19 protein-coding genes and 1 pseudogene are annotated in these 17,537 nt (G+C 32.1%); 4 read left to right on the top strand and 16 right to left on the bottom strand.

Features of this window, described 5'->3' with window-relative positions; genetic code table 11:
* Window positions 1-22: 22 nt before the first annotated feature.
* The 4 genes from ACXKY9_RS11750 to ACXKY9_RS11735 all read right to left on the bottom strand — a co-directional run bounded on the left by ACXKY9_RS11750 (window position 23) and on the right by ACXKY9_RS11735 (window position 4,527).
* Window positions 23-1,273 (bottom strand): hypothetical protein, encoded by a 1,251-nt coding sequence (locus tag ACXKY9_RS11750; protein WP_001032363.1) that lies wholly within the window; start codon window positions 1,271-1,273, stop codon window positions 23-25.
* A 502-nt stretch (window positions 1,274-1,775) separates the two neighbouring features.
* A protein-coding gene (locus tag ACXKY9_RS11745) for an IS3-like element ISBth10 family transposase (protein ID WP_087942842.1) occupies window positions 1,776-3,121 on the bottom strand; the annotation gives its coding sequence in 2 pieces (ribosomal slippage) (window positions 1,776-2,680 and window positions 2,680-3,121; 1,347 coding nt in all).
* Between the two features lie 108 nt (window positions 3,122-3,229).
* On the bottom strand, window positions 3,230-3,508 hold the full coding sequence (locus tag ACXKY9_RS11740) for an AbrB/MazE/SpoVT family DNA-binding domain-containing protein (RefSeq protein ID WP_000842216.1): 279 nt from the start codon (window positions 3,506-3,508) through the stop codon (window positions 3,230-3,232).
* A gap of 140 nt (window positions 3,509-3,648) precedes the next feature.
* On the bottom strand, window positions 3,649-4,527 hold the full coding sequence (locus tag ACXKY9_RS11735) for a helix-turn-helix domain-containing protein (protein ID WP_000393603.1): 879 nt from the start codon (window positions 4,525-4,527) through the stop codon (window positions 3,649-3,651).
* A 376-nt stretch (window positions 4,528-4,903) separates the two neighbouring features.
* On the opposite strand from ACXKY9_RS11735, the gene ACXKY9_RS11730 reads away from it, so the two are divergent.
* Window positions 4,904-5,155 (top strand): response regulator transcription factor, encoded by a 252-nt coding sequence (locus ACXKY9_RS11730; RefSeq protein ID WP_000827560.1) that lies wholly within the window; start codon window positions 4,904-4,906, stop codon window positions 5,153-5,155.
* A 239-nt stretch (window positions 5,156-5,394) separates the two neighbouring features.
* On the opposite strand, the gene ACXKY9_RS11725 is transcribed toward ACXKY9_RS11730, so the two are convergent.
* The 3 genes from ACXKY9_RS11725 to pepD form a co-directional block, all read right to left on the bottom strand.
* Window positions 5,395-5,997 (bottom strand): hypothetical protein, encoded by a 603-nt coding sequence (locus ACXKY9_RS11725; protein WP_000517260.1) that lies wholly within the window; start codon window positions 5,995-5,997, stop codon window positions 5,395-5,397.
* 25 nt (window positions 5,998-6,022) lie between these two features.
* On the bottom strand, window positions 6,023-6,832 hold the full coding sequence (locus tag ACXKY9_RS11720) for a C39 family peptidase (RefSeq protein WP_000678509.1): 810 nt from the start codon (window positions 6,830-6,832) through the stop codon (window positions 6,023-6,025).
* A 245-nt stretch (window positions 6,833-7,077) separates the two neighbouring features.
* Entirely contained in the window at window positions 7,078-8,547 is a 1,470-nt protein-coding gene (gene pepD / locus ACXKY9_RS11715; RefSeq protein WP_000287515.1) for a beta-Ala-His dipeptidase, read from the bottom strand.
* A 211-nt stretch (window positions 8,548-8,758) separates the two neighbouring features.
* On the opposite strand from pepD, the gene ACXKY9_RS11710 reads away from it, so the two are divergent.
* Window positions 8,759-9,148: a YxeA family protein gene (locus ACXKY9_RS11710; RefSeq protein WP_000713866.1), complete on the top strand. Its 390-nt coding sequence runs from the start codon at window positions 8,759-8,761 to the stop codon at window positions 9,146-9,148.
* 18 nt (window positions 9,149-9,166) lie between these two features.
* On the opposite strand, the gene spoIISB is transcribed toward ACXKY9_RS11710, so the two are convergent.
* The 5 genes from spoIISB to ACXKY9_RS11685 all read right to left on the bottom strand — a co-directional run bounded on the left by spoIISB (window position 9,167) and on the right by ACXKY9_RS11685 (window position 12,018).
* A complete protein-coding gene (gene spoIISB / locus ACXKY9_RS11705; protein ID WP_000852629.1) occupies window positions 9,167-9,343 on the bottom strand; it encodes a stage II sporulation protein SB in 177 nt (58 codons plus the stop codon).
* A gap of 72 nt (window positions 9,344-9,415) precedes the next feature.
* Window positions 9,416-9,544 (bottom strand): hypothetical protein, encoded by a 129-nt coding sequence (locus ACXKY9_RS11700; RefSeq protein WP_000237818.1) that lies wholly within the window; start codon window positions 9,542-9,544, stop codon window positions 9,416-9,418.
* 112 nt (window positions 9,545-9,656) lie between these two features.
* Complete coding sequence (locus ACXKY9_RS11695) at window positions 9,657-10,394, bottom strand: type II toxin-antitoxin system SpoIISA family toxin (RefSeq protein WP_000624977.1); 738 nt, start codon at window positions 10,392-10,394, stop codon at window positions 9,657-9,659.
* Window positions 10,395-10,631: 237 nt separating this feature from the next.
* Entirely contained in the window at window positions 10,632-11,369 is a 738-nt protein-coding gene (gene gpmA, locus ACXKY9_RS11690) for a 2,3-diphosphoglycerate-dependent phosphoglycerate mutase (RefSeq protein WP_000594152.1), read from the bottom strand.
* Between the two features lie 166 nt (window positions 11,370-11,535).
* Window positions 11,536-12,018 carry a MarR family winged helix-turn-helix transcriptional regulator gene (locus ACXKY9_RS11685; protein ID WP_000191888.1) on the bottom strand — a complete coding sequence of 161 codons (483 nt, stop codon included), beginning with the start codon at window positions 12,016-12,018 and terminating at the stop codon, window positions 11,536-11,538.
* A 107-nt stretch (window positions 12,019-12,125) separates the two neighbouring features.
* Between ACXKY9_RS11685 and ACXKY9_RS11680 the strand changes: the two genes are divergently transcribed.
* Window positions 12,126-13,811 (top strand): alpha-keto acid decarboxylase family protein, encoded by a 1,686-nt coding sequence (locus tag ACXKY9_RS11680; protein ID WP_003284281.1) that lies wholly within the window; start codon window positions 12,126-12,128, stop codon window positions 13,809-13,811.
* Window positions 13,812-13,968: 157 nt separating this feature from the next.
* Here the strand turns inward: ACXKY9_RS11680 and ACXKY9_RS11675 are convergent, their stop codons facing one another.
* From ACXKY9_RS11675 to ACXKY9_RS11660, 4 genes and pseudogenes are all read right to left on the bottom strand, one after another.
* The gene (locus ACXKY9_RS11675; protein WP_000381800.1) at window positions 13,969-14,751 is read right to left on the bottom strand and encodes a class I SAM-dependent methyltransferase; all 783 of its coding nucleotides are present in this window, start codon (window positions 14,749-14,751) and stop codon (window positions 13,969-13,971) included.
* 344 nt (window positions 14,752-15,095) lie between these two features.
* A complete protein-coding gene (locus ACXKY9_RS11670) occupies window positions 15,096-15,503 on the bottom strand; it encodes a VOC family protein (protein ID WP_000063589.1) in 408 nt (135 codons plus the stop codon).
* 115 nt (window positions 15,504-15,618) lie between these two features.
* On the bottom strand, window positions 15,619-16,329 hold the full coding sequence (locus tag ACXKY9_RS11665; protein WP_000787494.1) for a class I SAM-dependent methyltransferase: 711 nt from the start codon (window positions 16,327-16,329) through the stop codon (window positions 15,619-15,621).
* Window positions 16,330-16,470: 141 nt separating this feature from the next.
* Window positions 16,471-16,587, bottom strand: a pseudogene (locus tag ACXKY9_RS11660) (ABC transporter ATP-binding protein); the annotation flags it as partial.
* Window positions 16,588-17,061: 474 nt separating this feature from the next.
* On the opposite strand from ACXKY9_RS11660, the gene ACXKY9_RS11655 reads away from it, so the two are divergent.
* On the top strand, window positions 17,062-17,535 hold the full coding sequence (locus ACXKY9_RS11655; RefSeq protein WP_000342728.1) for a CDI toxin immunity protein: 474 nt from the start codon (window positions 17,062-17,064) through the stop codon (window positions 17,533-17,535).
* The last annotated feature ends 2 nt before the right edge of the window (window positions 17,536-17,537 follow it).

The following is a 17,537-nucleotide window of genomic DNA, read 5'->3' as shown; positions in this document are numbered from 1 at the left end:
CATCTTCCCTCCTCTCTTTAAACTAGTTAATTAAATCTTTAAAGTAACTTTCTTTCTGATCACGTAATCGGCTGGAAACGTATTGCCTGCAAACAATTCTTCTTCCGTATTTATTATTTCCAATCGGGATTTTATATTCTTCCTCAGATAACCTTTCTCTACCATGAGTTACATTTGTTTGTTTACCATAGTATGAATTTGGGATAATTAATAAATCTTCAGATGTAAGTGGAACCTTATAAGTAGGCGTTGTTCGTAAGAGTTCTAAAAACATGTCAAATTTCAATTTTTCTTCTTCACTTTCTCCTACATAAATCAATCTATTCTCTGCTCCATTTAAACAAGTTGCAATAATATCACCATTATCATCTAAAAATATAATTTGGTTTATTTCCCCTACAAATCCCGATATTTCACCATCAGCCATTCCTGCGATATGAGCAATAGGCATTTTACTTATCGCCAATATGTCATCTTTACTGAAGAAATTTTCTTCAAGATGCTTTTGAAGTAATTTTGGCGTTCCAATATGAGTTTGAGTTTTTAAATTTAACACTCCTTTTAATAAAAGAGCATCAACTCTAGTAAATTTTCCACAAGTAATTTCAGACACTATTCGTTCCACGGATTTATTAAGTCTATTTGATACAATTTCTAAATTCGTATTGAATGTTTTCAATCTTGCTTCAATATCTGATTGGTCTTTCATATCTGTATACACTGTGGCATCGTTATGTTGATAAAAGTTCCCGCCACCGGTGCTTGCACCGACATTTCGCAAAACTTCATCGTTATTTAAAGGCGAAATAAGATGAAATCTATTTTTCCCAGCATGTTCGGATGGGTGAATTAAAGCATCATAATTAAAAAGTGTGGCAAAAAGCCATGTGACCCATTCTGCATAAAAATATTTTTTCATTCTATCGTGTTCGTCTTCACCATAATTAAAACCTCTGCGATTTTCCCCAGGTAATAGTGTTTCTATAGGATCACATGGAGTATTTTTAATAAGGATAGGCGGTACGTTCCCGCCACAATTCGCTATTTTTATCATATGTAGTAGGTTTTTCATATCTGAATTCGGATTTTTCTTTGAATAGTCAATCAAACAATTAAGCCACTCTTTTGAAAAATATGCTGCTATTTCTTGATCACAAGTATAAGGATTATGAGTTTTTAATTCATTTTCTATCAGATTCTTCATTTTATCCTTCAATAGATTCGGAATAGTAATTTCTTCAATTTCTGTAATCTGCAGTATTCCTTTATTCATTATAAAACCTCCGTTGTTTTATTTTTTACACCCTATCTTCATTAAACAAACTATCCACTTCTTTTTTACTCCTTTACTTTTCGTCAGAGCTATTAGAATTACCGATTTACAAATAAAAAACATGGAGTATAAGAGATTTGTTCTTAGCTACATTTCCCCCACGAACCTCTATTGAATTGACAAATTTAATTTGAAAATCTGATTCATTTTCATACTTTACTTTCAAACTATGTTTATATGATTTTCAATTCAAGTAAGAGTATTTCATTTTCTAAAGTTTTCCTAATTTTAAAATCAGAATTTTCAATACAACTATGTTAACATTAAAAATATAACACGAAACCAAAAAATGTAAATGAATAGTTTTTTCTAAAAAATAGTCAGACTATTCACAAGGTAATTCGTATTCCATTGAACCAACTACGGCCCCTCAATTTTATTGATAACAATAAAAAAGCCCCCTAAATTGAAGTGACCCCCGAAAGTTAGACAGGTCGTTTCATTAGGCAGCCTCTAGGGTATGAGCCCGGTATTGTACTGGGCTCATACCCTTTAATTTTGCCTTAATTCTTTTATGATTATAGTATTCTATATACTTTGCTAATTCTTGTTTGAAATGTGTTATACTTTCAAATTCTTTTCGATACAGAAATTCCGATTTCATGATACCGAAGAAATTTTCAATAACGGCATTGTCATAACAGTTTCCTTTGCGAGACATACTTTGAGTTATGCCACAATTCTTAAGAGAATGACGGTATTGTTTCATTTGATAGTGCCAACCTTGATCAGAGTGAATGAGGAGTTTATCCGGATTGGTTACACAATAAAGGGCTTGGTCCAACATCGTTGAAACAAGGGAATAGGTCGGTCTTGAACCAATTGTATACGTGATAATTTCACCATTAAATAAATCCAACATTGGTGATAGGTATAACTTCTCCCCAAATAACTTAAACTCCGTAATATCTGTAACCCACTTTTCATTTGGTTTTTCAGCTTGGAAGTTGCGATTTAAAATATTTGGCGCAATTTTCCCAACTGTCCCTTTGTAAGAGCGGTATTTTTTCATACGAACCAGACATTTTAACCCTAATTCTTTCATAAGGCGATACACTTTTTTATGATTTACTTTGTGTCCACGATTCATAAGTTCATCACGAATACGACGATAACCATAACACCCATCGTGTTCATTATAAATAGCTTGAATCAGTTCTTTTACCTCCGCATTTGGATCAGGACGATTAAAACGTTTCATCCAGTAATAGTACGTACTACGTGGAATGTTTGCGAGTTGAAGTAACTCCTTGATAGGAAATTCATGCCTTAACTCGTAGATTACTTGCGCTTTGTCTTGTTTGGTGATTTTTCTTTGTTTTGAACTAAGGCATTCAACTTTTTTAAATATGCATTTTCCATACGTAAACGCTCATTTTCCGCTTGTAAGGCTTCGATTGATCCTTCATCTACTGGCTTTATTTTTTTATCTTTCATGGTTGGACGCCCCTTTTTCTTTGATTGTAGGGCATCCAATCCTCCTGTTTCATAAGCTATTTTCCATTTCCGAAGTGTTTCATAAGACGGTATATTGAAAAGTGCCGCTGTTTCTCTGATAGATGTCCCGTGTTCATTCATATAATAAAGTACATCTAGTTTATACTGGGCTGGGTAGAATGTATAGCACTTTTCAAAGGCCTTTTCACCTGAAGACTCATATCGTCTAATCCACTCACGAAGTACGCTAGGGTTAACTCCTATAGATTTAGCAATTGTTTTTCCACTTTCTGTACCATCTAAATATCGTTTCACCGCTTGGATTTTTTCTTTTGAAGAAAATTTAGCCATAAAAAATGCACCTCCAATTGTTAGACTGTGTCTAACAATTGGGGTGCACTTCAAATGAATAGAGGACTTTTTCCAAGTATATTCTATTTTAAAGTTCTTACTTATCTTTTACTTTAAAAGATATTGCTGTAACTTCTTTATTAACAGTTCCATCCCGTTTGGACTTACAATAATCTTCCCATTCGCTAACGAAATATTGCTGTCTGAAATATCTCCTGTAAGTGCACAAGCTCTTGGAGATTGATATTTTCGTAAAATAATCTGATCCTCTTCTATAAACATTTCAAGAGAATCTTTTTCTACAATTCCTAAACTCCGTCTTATTTCCATTGGAATAACAATACGCCCCATACTATCTGCTTTACGAGTAATTCCTCTTGATTTCATAAAATGCCACCCTTTATATTTATCTAATATTACGGTATTCATTTTAGCAATAAACAACAATTAGGAATAGTTCGTATTACAGTACTTTTTTTAGAAATAAATAACAATTAGGAATAGTTTATGTTAAAATTCTTTCTTGTTTATTCTTGATTTTTAATATATTTTTCCTTGATCATTTTTATATATTGTTTTCTTTCAGTTAGTTCAAATATAAATAATGCTTTTTTTATGTCTGTTAAACCAACTTCATTAGAGTGCTGAACTTTCAATAAAATTGCACCTTTTTCAAAAAACAATTCACCTAATAAGTATAAAGTATTCATATTTATGGCTAATTTTATACCTATTTCACTATACTTTATTGCTTCTTCATATTGATTTGCAAGGTGTAAACATTTTGTTAACGTATGAATGAGTCTTAATTTGATTTCTTTTTCTCTAGGAAATTCTATCTTATTAAAATTAATTAAACTTTGTTTTAATATATTTATACTTTTCTCATACTCTTCATTTTCTGCATGTATTATAGCAATTGAATTCATTATGCTTATTTCTTTTTCTGATAAAAAGTTAGTACTACTTAAGGTTTGTTTTAGTGCTCTATTTAAAATGTCAAAAGCATTACTTGTTGCTCCATTTACATAATATATAGCAATCGCTTCATGCCATAATAAAAATTGTTTATCCTCTTTCGATTGGAAATTATTATCATTTTTCTCTTTTTTTACTATTTTATAAAGCTCATTATATTGTTTTTGTTTTACACAATCTCTCATTACACATTTTACATTTTCAATATATTTTATTTTTTTATTTTTGGTTAGTGCGAATATATAATTTGGATCAATACCAAGTCTTTCAGATAATTGATACAACAATATGCTAGATGGATAAATAATACCTTTTTCTATCTTACTAATTTGACTTTGTGAACATATTCCATGACATAATTCAGATTGTGACATGTTTTTTTTCTTTCTAAGTTCTTTAATAATAATACCAAGATTGCAGAATTCCATCTTTCCTCCCTCAAATGTAACACTTTATGAGTATAAGAATATTTTCCAACTTTTAATGTAATGTAAAATTGATATAGTTACAATTACTAATTATATGGATTTATAGTTTCTTTTACAAACTTGTATCACAATACGAGAAATTATTAAAATATGGTTCACTAATAATCAATGTGCGTTTTATTCACCCCCACTGATTATTAGTCCACCCCAGGTAGGCTTTTACAGGGAGTCCGACTTCTTTGCCACATCTAAATTTTGAGGTCGGAGTCTTACTACCCGCAAATAGCCGGATTAAAATAAATATGATTTTTCACCTTTATTTCTTTTAATAGTTTCTTTTGATTTTTATATAAATAATTTCGAAGGAGCGTATTTTATGAAAAGAATGTTGACCGAAAGAGAGTTAGAAGTGGCTATTTATGTAGCAAAAGGATACACAGATGCAGAAATTTCAAAAAAAATATATGTTACCCCTCGAAGAATTTCAACGATAATTAATCATATTAAAGAAAAATGGCATATTAATTCTAGAGTGGAATTAGGTATTTTAGTTTATCATTATGGTTTTATAGATGCACCCTTATTTTCAAATAAAAAAATTCAGCTATGTAAAAAGGTTGTACAATAGATAGCTGAATATAACGAGTTTAAATTGCAAATAAAAATAGAAGAGCAGACAAACTTTTATTATTTGGTTTACTCCATCACTTTTTAAATTTCAGACATTAATATAAAAAGGTTAGAGAATTAACTTCTCTAACCTTTTTATATACACTATTAGGTTTCAAACAGTAAAGATGCCCTAATGCTACCATTGATCCTGTTCCCTATTCAACCCTGTATAAACAAAAAAATCAGATATTACCACTATTCAAAACCAGTTACAATTCTCTCTTTCATTTTCTGTATTACTTCACTGCTCAATACTTTTTGACCAGCAGGAAGTTTTAATATGGCAGCGGCACCTTTACTAAGGTATATTTCTTGATCATTATTTTGATTTACTACCAATATTCCTTGCCCTTCAAATTCGAAATAACTAATATCTTTTGTTTCATTTGTATTATTTTTTATTGCTTTATATAATCCATATAAATCTTTACTTCTATTTTCTCCGCCCGTTCGAATCGGTTCAGTATCATTCGCAACAATTAGTCCTTCTGGCTGCTCACCCTTCATAATAAACCACAGCTTTTCATTTGTTGGTAATAGTAAATTCTTAAATTCAGAGCTATTTAAAATTTGCTGTGCTGGAATTGTTTCATAGATTGGTAACGAAAATGGAGATGTTGTTATTTTTTCAAAACTTAAATTTTCAGAAGAACTTCCCTTACTATATTGATAATCTTTTAATGCGATCGATTGTACTGATTCACTTTTATTTTTTGATGCATAACTAATTTTACTAGCGAAAATAATAACGGTCATTAAGCACATGCACAGTATCACAAGCTTAAGTAGTTTTCCCATTTATGAACCCCCGCTTTTAATATTATTAGTTTGCATGGATATTATAAACAGTTTCACTCCACCAAAAATTATTATTGTTATGGAACGTACTGAAATTATGATTATAATGATCACCATACCAAGGGTCCATGTATGTTATATAATCTGTTCCATTTGTCCCTTTATAAAATCCATCAAGTACTAGAAAGTGTCCGATGTTAGCTCCATTTTGCCACATAATGAGTGCAATCATCGGCTGATTACTATTAATTTGACTTTTGAACCAATCATAAGATTTTGCTCCAGAACTTATAGCTGAGCTAACACCATATCCCGATAATCCATATTGTATTTCACGTGAAGTTGCAGGATTATTATATGATCCACCCTTAACATACCTAACGTACTGATCTTGTGAAGGAGTTTTCCCAAAATAATTTAAAACTGAAACCGAAGTGCCTGCCCAACACCAATTTGATCTTTCTTGTAATATGTTAGGTACAGATAATTTACGGTCTGTTGGTGTACTTGGGGGATTTCCATTAATATACGCTGACGTTACATATACTTTTTTTCCATCTTTAAAATAATAAAACCAACGATTATCTAAATTTCCTGTCCAGTAATCTTTAACCGCTTCACCATACTCCCATCCTTTAAAAGATACTTTTGTATTTCCGGGAATCACATCTACAATATTTGCATTTAAACTTTTTGCCTCTCTAACATTTACATTCAATGGAGCTGTTGTTCCTGAAAATTCAACTTCTTCTGCTATTATTTTCTGAACACCAATAAAACTAAATGTGAAAAACAATAAAAACATACAAACAATAAAATGATTTCTTCCCTTCATTTCTCCACCCCTTCATCAGTACTAAAAAACATCAACAATTCATCCTTATTAATTGTTCAAGCTTAATATTACATACTAACGAAAAATGACTTCTCATAAAGTGAAACTTTAATCAGTAGTGGTTTTATTCATCCCCCACTGATTATTAGTTGAACCAATCGGGCTGCCCGGCAAATAGTGGGATAAATTCCAATACAAAAAAGGAGCCTATAAATTTTTATAGGCTCCTTTTTATTTCGTCGTTATTACTTAGCTAATTCTTTCGTACCCTTCATTACATCAATGAAGAATCCCCAGTTATTCACTACAGAAGAGATACTGATATGTTCATCTGGAGTGTGGACGTTGAAAATGTCTGGTCCGAATGAAATTGCATCTAATTCAGGCATCTTTTGAACGAATGCGCTACACTCAATCCCCGCATGTACAGCGAAGATTTCAATTTCTTTATTGTATTTTTCTTGATGTACTTTTTCAAATAAATTACGAATTTGTGAGTTTGGATTGTATGGCCATTCTGGATACTCTGACTCTATTTCAAATGTAGCACCAACTAATTCAGCAATATATTTGATTTCTTCTGCAACATGTTGTTTTAAACTACTTACAGAACTTCGCACTTCGTTACGTAATTTAATTTCATCTTGCAACGTTTCAATAACGCCTAAATTTGTTGAACTTTCTACAAGACCTTTAATATCCATGCTCATACTTTGAATGCCATTTGGAATTAAGAATAATGATGAAATAAGCTGCTTTTGTGTCTCTTTAGCAAATACTTTTTCAACTTTTTCATCCAATTTTGTCAGTGTAACATGAACATCTGGATCAACAGCACGCATTTCTTCTTGTAATACACGTGTCCATGATTCTAGTTTTTCTTCTACTTGTCCTACATCTTCTGTACGAATTAAAATTGTAGCTACACTTTCACGCGGAATTGCATTCGTTTTTAATCCGCCGTGAACTTCACTTATGTAAAACTCCGTATGTACTGATAAATCACGTAATACTCGTCCTAATACTTTGTTCGCATTACCGCGTTGTTTATCAATTTCCATACCAGAATGGCCGCCTTTTAGACCACCAACATATATACGGTATGCATCCATATTCGCTGGCGTTTCATCCCAAATTACTTGAATTGTTTCAACAGCTTTCGCACCACCTGCACTACTTACAAGTAATTTATGATCTTCTTCAGAATCAATATTTATAAATATCTTTCCTTCAAAATGATTTGGATCAATAGCAAAAGCTCCGCCCATTGTCGTTTCTTCTTCAGTAGTGATAACGACTTCAAGTGCTGGATGCGGAATTTCTTTTGAATCTAATAAAGCTAATGCATACGCAACTGCAATACCATTATCAGCACCTAAAGTTGTTTGATTTGCATATAACATGTCCCCAATGATTCGTAATTCAATTGGATCTTTTTCAAAATCATGTACTGTTGCTTGATTTTTTTCGCAAACCATATCCATATGACCTTGAATAATAATAGCTGGTACATTTTCATAACCAGCTGTTGCTTCTTTTTTAATAATGACATTTAATGCTTCATCTTGAATGACTTCTAAGTTACGCTCTTTTGCAAAGCCCACTAAATAATCACTAATTTCCTTTTCATTACCTGATCCTCTAGGAATCTTTGAAATTTCTGCAAAATGAAAAAATACAGGGTGCTTTGTTAATTGTTCTAAAGTAGAATACATTTTTCAAGCTCCTCTCAAAATGAAAAAATAATATGTAAGTCTCATATCATTATACCATGATTCATTATTTTATCTTTCTTTTAACTTTTATTGTTCATTTTATGTACAACACTCTTACAACATTGTAAGCGCGTTGTAATCTACATCGATTTTTCTCATTTAATAATAGTCGTATACTTTCTAAAGAAACACATTAAAGGAGATAAAGAAAATGAAAAAGTTTTTAGCAATTATTACACTATGTTTATTATTTTTTAGTTTTACTATTGGCTGTGAGAGAGCGTCACTAAATAGAATTGGTAAAGATGTATATTACATGCAGATAAAAGGCGAAGGAACTATCGAAAAAGTAGATCATAGAAACTTACGAAACTATACGCTGTCCGCATATGATGAAGATGGCGTCAAAAAACAAATTACATTTAGAAGTACAAAAAAAGAAAACAATCATAAATTAAATGAAGACGCGTTTTTACGCCTTTATGTAGATCAAGATGATAATAGCAACAATGAAATATCATCAATTGAAGTAAAGTCCTATGAAGAGATTCAGAAAACAGATTTACCTAAAAAAGTAAAAGATAAGTTTACTATTAAATAAAAAACAAAAGAAAATGCTCTATGCATTTTCTTTTGTTCTTTTCACCTGTATATATTTTGAACTACTATTATTCATCAGTTTCTCTAACCGATTTATATTCTCCGTTAATGCACCTTTCACAAGAGAGAAATCTGTATTGGATTCTTCTTTTTTTTCTTTAAAAAACGAAGACTTTTGTACATTGACTTCAGCCATCTCTTCTCCCCCTTTTCAAAAAGATACAACCTTTTATTTATATTATATAGCAAATGTAGAAAGAGTGTACACTTATGATTTTCTTTTTAATTCTTCTTCTAATTCTTCTACTTGCTGCAACGTATCCCCTTTTATTAAAGAGAAATCTGTTGTATCTTCGTTATCTTCTTTAAAAAAATCATTGTCATAATCTTTTACCACTACAATCACCTCTACATGCTAGTGTAGGAATGATTGTCCAATTTTATTCAACTTTGTCGGATTTTGTTTTTAATTTATGTATAGAAGAAAAGGACAGAAAAAGATTCTGTCCTTATTTACTAAAATAACTATGATGTATTGTTAAATTATATACATTTTCAAAATCCCGATCTTGCAGGTTATTTTTCTTTCCATCAATAACAATGAAAACGTCACTTACTATTTTTGCTGGTATAATCCCGACATTTTCTACTTGCACCGCTTTCTGCTCATTCAATTGCTCGATATGTTCTAACGGGACGATAATACTAAATTGTGAGCGAATACCACGAAAGTTTGTATTTAATTCCTTCGCAGCTTCAAAAACAACAATTTTCGCGCCAATCTTTTCCCCATATGAATCTAAAAATGCATTTAAGCTCTTTGTATATTCCTCTTCCGTATGCCATTCCATCGTACCGAATACTGCTGGATTAACATTTTGAATAATTGTCGTGTATATTTCTCCTCTTGCTTTAGATGCAATTAATGATCGTTTTATGGATTGAACTGTCTTGCCAATATCGCTAAATTTCGCACCCCATATTTCTGAAATATTAGGCGTTAAAATGAACGCAATATCAACAAAAATAACCATTGCAGTAAACATTAAAAGATTTTTCCAGAGGGTTAAATCGATTCCTTTTATCATGAAATACACGGTGACAGATATGATAAACAAACCATACCAAGTCTTTCTAATACGTTGCTTCTTCTCCTCGTACAACTCTTCATTTTTCCAATAAAAGAAAACAAGGACTACAAAGACAATCGCTAAAACAAATAAGCCAATTCGAATGTTAGAGATCATTAATCACATCACCCTCCATTCAAAAACTACTCACGATATCATTACATGCGCAAGCTGCTCTCTTTATGACAAAAGACGTGGACAAGCTTCTAAAATTAGCTACATCGCATATATATTAGAAGGTACCACGTCTTTTATCCTGCTATTTGTGGGCAGTAAGACCCCACTGATTAAAATTTCACTTTACCATGAGTCTATATTGTATATGTAGACAAGCATTCATTTCAAATTTTCGTATTAAAAAGAAATATGTTTCGGAATTTCCCCTTCAGGTACTTCTCCATCCATACTTAAATAATAATGACGAATCGGACGTAAGTTTTCGTCTAATTCATAAACAAGCGGAATGCTAGTTGGAATATTTAATGAAACTACACCATCACTTGAAAGGTTGTCTAAATATTTTACTAGCGAGCGAATTGTGTTACCGTGTGATGAAATAATTACTTTATTACCACTTTTTAATGTCGGCGCAATTTCTGAATGCCAATAAGCAAGTACTCTCTTCTCCGTATCCTCTAAACATTCAGTTAATGGAAATTCACCTTTTTTGAGTGTTTTATATCTTGGATCGGTCGCTTCATATCGAGGATCGTCTTCAGTAAGAGCCGGTGGTCTTACATCAACACTTCTTCTCCAAATATGAACTTGCTCCTCACCATACTTTTGAGCAGTTTCATCTTTATTCAGCCCTTGCAATGCACCATAATGTCTTTCATTTAGCTTCCAAGATTTATGTATTGGAACCCAAGTAAGATCCATCTCATGAAGTACAATCCATAACGTCCGAATTGCGCGTTTTAATACAGATGTATAAGCCACATCAAAAGTATATCCGTTTTTCTTTAATATTGCTCCTGCTTCTCTCGCTTCACTTAATCCATTCTCTGATAGATCAACATCTGTCCATCCAGTAAAGCGATTTTCAAGATTCCATAAGCTTTGTCCGTGACGAATAAGTACAAGTTTTATCATTATAATTCCCCTTTCGGAAATGTGAATTTTATTGTTCCATTGCGTACACGTATAAAGTATCTAGTAATGTATCTTTTTATCCATTCACTCTATGACCAATCGATAGTTGCCAAATGTATGGATAAAATTTGTTCTTTTTCAAACGATAAAAACAGAAGTTTTTTCATTATTTTTGATCGACTGGTATTTCACGTTTCGATATCCAAGCATCAAAACCTGATCGGCTATTTGCCATTTCATTCATAACTTGGTGCCAATTGTCCTCACATGATTCACCAAATTTTGAAAAAATAGCACCCATTTGTTGTCTTTGTACATCACTCAGTTTTTTCTCTAAATCTGTACCTTTTTCTGTTAAAGACAACTGTTTCACACGTCGATCATGCATAGCTTCATTACTCTCAATTAAGCCCTTTTCCACAAGTTGACGTAGCGGTCCGTGGAGCGCTTGCTTACTTATTTCTAATAGTGATAATAACTCATTTACACTTATCCCTGGAAAACGTGCGATAAAAAATAAAATTCGATGATGTACTCGTTGAATGCCATATTCTTTTATAATTTCATCTGGCTTTTCAGTAAATGTTTTATATGCAAAATAAAATAATGCTAATGCCTCATTCATCTGTTCTTCTTTATGTTGTGTCATCTACTTTCCCCCTGTATGTAAATTATACCACAATCTAGTAATGAATATTTTAATCAACGCATTAGAACTTGTTCAGTCTATTGAAACATTCATTGCATAATTAGGAGATGATTCATTTGAAAAAACAATATACTGTAAGTACATATTTATTGGATAGACTACACGAATTAGGAATTGAACATATATTTGGGGTTCCTGGTGATTATAATCTTGCCTTTTTAGATGATGTGGTAGCACATAAAAATTTAAAGTGGATTGGCAATTGTAATGAATTAAATGCTGCATATGCAGCAGATGGGTACGCTCGCATAAAAGGAATCGCCGCTCTTATTACTACTTTCGGTGTTGGAGAATTAAGCGCTATTAACGGTATTGCTGGCTCATATGCGGAAAACGTGCCAGTTATAAAAATTACAGGTACGCCACCAACAAAAGTAATGGAAAATGGAGCAATCGTCCATCATACGTTAGGAGATGGAAAGTTCGATCACTTTTCCAATATGTATCGAGAAATCACTATAGCACAAACAAATGTAACACCTGAGCATGCTGCTGAGGAAATTGACCGTGTTTTACGTGCATGTTGGAATGAAAAACGCCCTGTTCATATTAATTTGCCGATTGATGTGTATAATAAACCAATTAATAAACCTACAGAACCAATTTTATATAAACCGATTTTAAGTAATAAAGAAACGCTGGATAAAATGCTTCTACATGCCACTTCAATAATAAATAACGCCAAAAAACCTGTAATTTTAGCTGATTTTGAAGTAGATCGATTTCATGCTAAAGAAAGTTTACATCAATTCGTAGAAAAAACTGGGTTTCCCATCGCGACGTTCAGTATGGGAAAAGGAATATTCCCAGAAAAACACCCTCAATTTATAGGTGTTTATACTGGTGATGTAAGTTCTCCGTACTTGCGAAAAAGAATTGATGAATCTGATTGTATTATTAGTATTGGCGTGAAGTTAACTGATACTATTACAGGCGGCTTCACACAAGGTTTTACAAAAGAACAAGTTATAGAAATCCATCCCTACACTGTGAAAATTATAGATAAAAAATACGGTCCAGTTGTAATGCAGGATGTTTTACAACATTTAAGTGATTCAATTGAGCATCGTAATAAAGATACCCTTGACGTTAAGCCATTTATTTTAGAAACATCACCTTTTACTGAAGAGTTCAATCCAAAAGCACAAATGGTCACACAAAAACGTTTTTGGCAGCAAATGTACCATTTCTTACAAGAAAACGACGTCTTAATTGTAGAGCAAGGAACACCTTTCTTTGGTAGTGCTGCTATCCCTCTACCTAATAACACTGCATATGTAGGACAACCATTATGGGGATCTATCGGATATACACTGCCCGCTCTACTTGGTACACAGCTCGCCAATTTATCACGGCGCAACATTTTAATTATTGGTGATGGTTCTTTCCAAGTAACTGCCCAAGAGTTATCAACTATACTACGTCAAAATTTAAAACCGATTATATTTTTAATCAATAACAACGGATACACTGTTGAACGTGCCATTCACGGACAAAACCAACTTTATAATGACATACAGATGTGGGATTACAATAAACTATCAATGATATTTGGATCAGAAGAAAAAAGTCTAACATTTAAAGTAGAAAATGAAGCAGAATTAGCAGAAACCTTAGTAAATATAATTTTTAATAAGAATCAACTTATCTTTATTGAAGTTATAATGAGCCAAAGCGATCAACCTGAATTGTTAGCTAAACTCGGGAAAAGATTCGGTCAGCAAAATTCTTAATATAAAAGCATAACCTAATTATACAACTAGTAGTGTAAAACTTGTTTTGAGAATAGTTTCGACACTCAAAATACATAAGGAAAAGGATGGAAAGTACCATCCTTTTCTATTTTAAGAGCCTTCTTCGACTAACGCCCCGTGCGACAAGCAAAAATTCTTAATCCATCTTTAATTTTATAGCTTTTGTCGCAATAAATGTTTTAATATGCTTATCTAATATCCTTGTTCCACCAAAATCATCCTCATAAAAACCTGTTATAGCAAAACCAGCATCAATTTGGCCTTGGATTTGGTCTTCTAAAGTATGCGCATATTCTATTGTTTGATTTGAATCGATGTAATCTTGAACTTCATCCTCTGGTAAATAATCCAATGTTGATGAAGGAATTGAATGTTTAACATCCAGAATACCTTTTTGCTCTTGGTTATCATCAAAAATCCATAGTAACGGATTTGTAAATCCAGCAATAAGAACACCTTTATTCTTTAAAACCCTAGAAACTTCATTCCATACAAGATGAACATCTTTGACAAACAAATTAGACACAGGATTTACAACAATATCAAAATATTCTTCCTCAAAATCACTAAGGTCTGACATATCTCCTTGTACGGTTTTTAAAGTTAAACCATCCCGTTTTGCTACCTTTTCATCTTGTTCCAATTGCTTCTTAGATATATCAGTAACTGTTACATCTGCTCCAGCAGCAGATAGAACTGGTGCTTGTTGTCCGCCACCTGATGCTAAGCAAAGTATCTTTAATCCATCTAATGACTTTGGAAACCATTCTCTAGGAACTGATTTTTCCGTAGTGACTGTAATCTCCCATTCACCTGATTTGCTTTTCTCAATAATCTCGCTACTTACAGACTGCGTGTATCTAGAACCTTCTTCCACCTTCTTATCCCATGCATTACTGTTTTGTTGTGTAGTATCCATTACAATTATTCCTCCTAACAATCTAGTTGCATTTTAAGTGTAAACTTATTAACTATTTATGCTTTCCTTTTTCTATTAACCCGCCTGATAGTTCATACATAGTTGTCTATATTTATATTAACAGATAAATGCTAATAATCGCTAAAAATTCTAAAAAGACAAAAAATTATACATCTATTCCATTCATTTAAAATAATCGTAGAATTGGTAAGTTTTAAACAACTCACTTCCACATAAAAATAGCATTCCAAATCTGTTGACAGTTGGAACGCTTTTTTATGTTATTTCATTTTTCAAGCTTTTAACTAAATCCATTAAACAAATAAGCTACGCTTTTTCTTTTTTTATTCAGCAAGAGTTAACTGCCAAGATACACCATACTTATCATTTAACCAGCCAAACTTTTTACTAAACGGATAAGAACCTAAAGGCATAAGAATCGCTCCATCCTGCGCTAGTTTATGAAAGACCGTTTCAATTTCTTCTTCTGTCTCACAAGTTACATAAAGAGACATAGCTGGAGTGAATGTAAAATTATGATTTACATAACTATCAATACACATAAACTCTTGGCCATTTAGCGTAAAAGTTGCATGAATTACAGTTCCCTCTTTACCAGGTCCATTTTCATCGTAGCGAGAAATACTTACAATTTCTGATTGATCAAATAGTGACGTATAAAAATTCATTGCTTCCTCAGCTTTGCCCTCAAACATTAAAAATGTAGTAATTTTTTGATTTGCGTTACTCATATGGAGACAGCCCCTTGTTATGTATTTATGTAAAACATACGCCAACAAAACCAAACGTACGTTCCTTTTAATATATTGTCTATAAAAACGATGAGTTTGTCAATTATCTACTTTATTATTTCTTCTTAAATAATGCTGTCCAAAGAAATGATTCTCCAAACATTTCTTTCGGTTGTTTCATTTGTTTCATTCTTCTAATCACAATTACCTCAAATTCTTTAAATATCTCTCTTAACTTTTCTTCCGAGTATGCAAGACCACCTTGTAGACTCCACCCTCTATATACGTCCCAATCTGTTATTTCCGATCCATTTCGCTCATCTAAATCACCTGCCGCAAAACATGTTAATCCGAAATAACCACCCGATTTTAATGAGTTTTTAATTAAATCCACATAATTTATTCTTCTATGCGGTGGAATGTGATGCAAACAGCCCGAATCGTATACAAAATCAAATTCGTTTTGAACCTCTAAATTAAAAATTGAATCACAAATAAAATGAATTGCTACCTCTTTTGCCAATGCCCTTTCTTTAGCCCAATTAATGCCTTCTACAGATAAATCCACTGCTGTTACATCAAATCCTTGAGTCGCTAAATAAATGGCATTTCTACCTGGACCACATCCAAGTTCTAATACTTTCCCTTTTGAAACTCTCTCTTTTTGTATATACGAAACTAGGTTCTCATCTGGAACATTTTCAAAAAATGGAACATCCTTTTCTCTATTCTCATAAAATTCATTCCAAAATGGTTCTGCAGGTCTTAATAATGAATCAAGCATTTTTAAAATGTCTTCTTGTGTGTGTAACGTTTCATTTTTCATTAATACCCCTCCACAAATTAATAGTCAGAAAATTATTATATATCTTTTTGAACTTTCAAACAAAGAAAAAACTCCTACATTCAATAGGAGTTTTTCCCTTTAAAATCCAAGTATAGCTAACCATTTTAACAACTTCTCTTCTCATACTTTCAAATGATCATGTTCCTATTTACCCATCCGTATTTCACTAACAATTTCTCCGTCTGCCAAAAAAAGAACTCTTTCTGTTTTCACCGCTACCTTTACAACATGAGTCACTTAAGAAGAATACTTTGCTGAAAAATAAAGCCGATTTCGTTAAGGCATATTTTTGCTAACGCCTCTTCTTTCATACATGATATTTCATACAATCATACTTTTCTAATAAAATAACGTTTTTGTTCACTTTTTTGATACATTTACGAAACATTCATGTGTTATCTTCATTAAGTTCTTTTCTTTTTATAATGTCGTGTGAGATATACCAACAGAGGAAGCCCTAGATCCCCTAATCCTAGGGCTTTTTTATAAGAATTTTATACATTTTATTATTTCCACTAACTCTTTAAATTGTATATACATAATATAAAATTTTCATGTTGTTATATTTTTTGATGGCCTCTTATCTTTCCTTAAAAGGCTTTTGTTTCAAATAACGCTTTTGTTTAATTTATATTTAAAAAGTTCCTTTTCATAAAGACTTCCCTTATATGCTATACTCATTCTTAAATAATTGTATAAGGAATGTTAAAAATGGATGATAGATCGTCAAGACAATGGAAATTGCGACAAAAGTTAAGAGCACTGAAAACCAAAAACAACAATGACACAAACCCTTTGTTTAGTGAATGCCTTGAATCCCTAGGAAACGAAACTCTCATTTTCTCCCAAGAAAAAAGCCAGCAGATTGCTACTATTTTAATGAATTCATTTCCTATAACTGTCTCGGGAAGAATAGATTGGGAACAGATAGATAATCAATTCATAGCTTCGAACAAAGAACAACTAATTTCCCTTATTAGAGCAAACCAACTAGATTTTGACGAACAGATTTTTATAATATGGGATAACTATGAAATCCCTGTAGTAAGTACAAATCTTGATAAAGTATTCCAATCACTAGTTGACGTTGATGCAGTCAGTTTTTATTACTGGCTATTAGACAAAGAATATAGATTCGTAATTGAAATAAATGATGAAGAATTGATTAGGATTGGGTTTCGCTAATA

Source organism: Bacillus sp. 2175 (assembly GCF_057812155.1).
This window is presented reverse-complemented; position numbering and strand designations above follow the sequence as displayed.

What these genes read in the sequence shown, in the direction of transcription:
- ACXKY9_RS11750 (WP_001032363.1), bottom strand. Translation starts at nt 1,273, where the DNA reads ATGAATAAAGGAATACTGCAGATTACAGAAATTGAAGAAATTACTATT.
- ACXKY9_RS11740 (WP_000842216.1), bottom strand. Translation starts at nt 3,508, where the DNA reads ATGAAATCAAGAGGAATTACTCGTAAAGCAGATAGTATGGGGCGTATT.
- ACXKY9_RS11735 (WP_000393603.1), bottom strand. Translation starts at nt 4,527, where the DNA reads ATGGAATTCTGCAATCTTGGTATTATTATTAAAGAACTTAGAAAGAAA.
- ACXKY9_RS11730 (WP_000827560.1), top strand. Translation starts at nt 4,904, where the DNA reads ATGAAAAGAATGTTGACCGAAAGAGAGTTAGAAGTGGCTATTTATGTA.
- ACXKY9_RS11725 (WP_000517260.1), bottom strand. Translation starts at nt 5,997, where the DNA reads ATGGGAAAACTACTTAAGCTTGTGATACTGTGCATGTGCTTAATGACC.
- ACXKY9_RS11720 (WP_000678509.1), bottom strand. Translation starts at nt 6,832, where the DNA reads ATGAAGGGAAGAAATCATTTTATTGTTTGTATGTTTTTATTGTTTTTC.
- pepD (WP_000287515.1), bottom strand. Translation starts at nt 8,547, where the DNA reads ATGTATTCTACTTTAGAACAATTAACAAAGCACCCTGTATTTTTTCAT.
- ACXKY9_RS11710 (WP_000713866.1), top strand. Translation starts at nt 8,759, where the DNA reads ATGAAAAAGTTTTTAGCAATTATTACACTATGTTTATTATTTTTTAGT.
- spoIISB (WP_000852629.1), bottom strand. Translation starts at nt 9,343, where the DNA reads ATGGCTGAAGTCAATGTACAAAAGTCTTCGTTTTTTAAAGAAAAAAAA.
- ACXKY9_RS11695 (WP_000624977.1), bottom strand. Translation starts at nt 10,394, where the DNA reads ATGATCTCTAACATTCGAATTGGCTTATTTGTTTTAGCGATTGTCTTT.
- gpmA (WP_000594152.1), bottom strand. Translation starts at nt 11,369, where the DNA reads ATGATAAAACTTGTACTTATTCGTCACGGACAAAGCTTATGGAATCTT.
- ACXKY9_RS11685 (WP_000191888.1), bottom strand. Translation starts at nt 12,018, where the DNA reads ATGACACAACATAAAGAAGAACAGATGAATGAGGCATTAGCATTATTT.
- ACXKY9_RS11680 (WP_003284281.1), top strand. Translation starts at nt 12,126, where the DNA reads ATGATTCATTTGAAAAAACAATATACTGTAAGTACATATTTATTGGAT.
- ACXKY9_RS11675 (WP_000381800.1), bottom strand. Translation starts at nt 14,751, where the DNA reads ATGGATACTACACAACAAAACAGTAATGCATGGGATAAGAAGGTGGAA.
- ACXKY9_RS11670 (WP_000063589.1), bottom strand. Translation starts at nt 15,503, where the DNA reads ATGAGTAACGCAAATCAAAAAATTACTACATTTTTAATGTTTGAGGGC.
- ACXKY9_RS11665 (WP_000787494.1), bottom strand. Translation starts at nt 16,329, where the DNA reads ATGAAAAATGAAACGTTACACACACAAGAAGACATTTTAAAAATGCTT.
- ACXKY9_RS11655 (WP_000342728.1), top strand. Translation starts at nt 17,062, where the DNA reads ATGGATGATAGATCGTCAAGACAATGGAAATTGCGACAAAAGTTAAGA.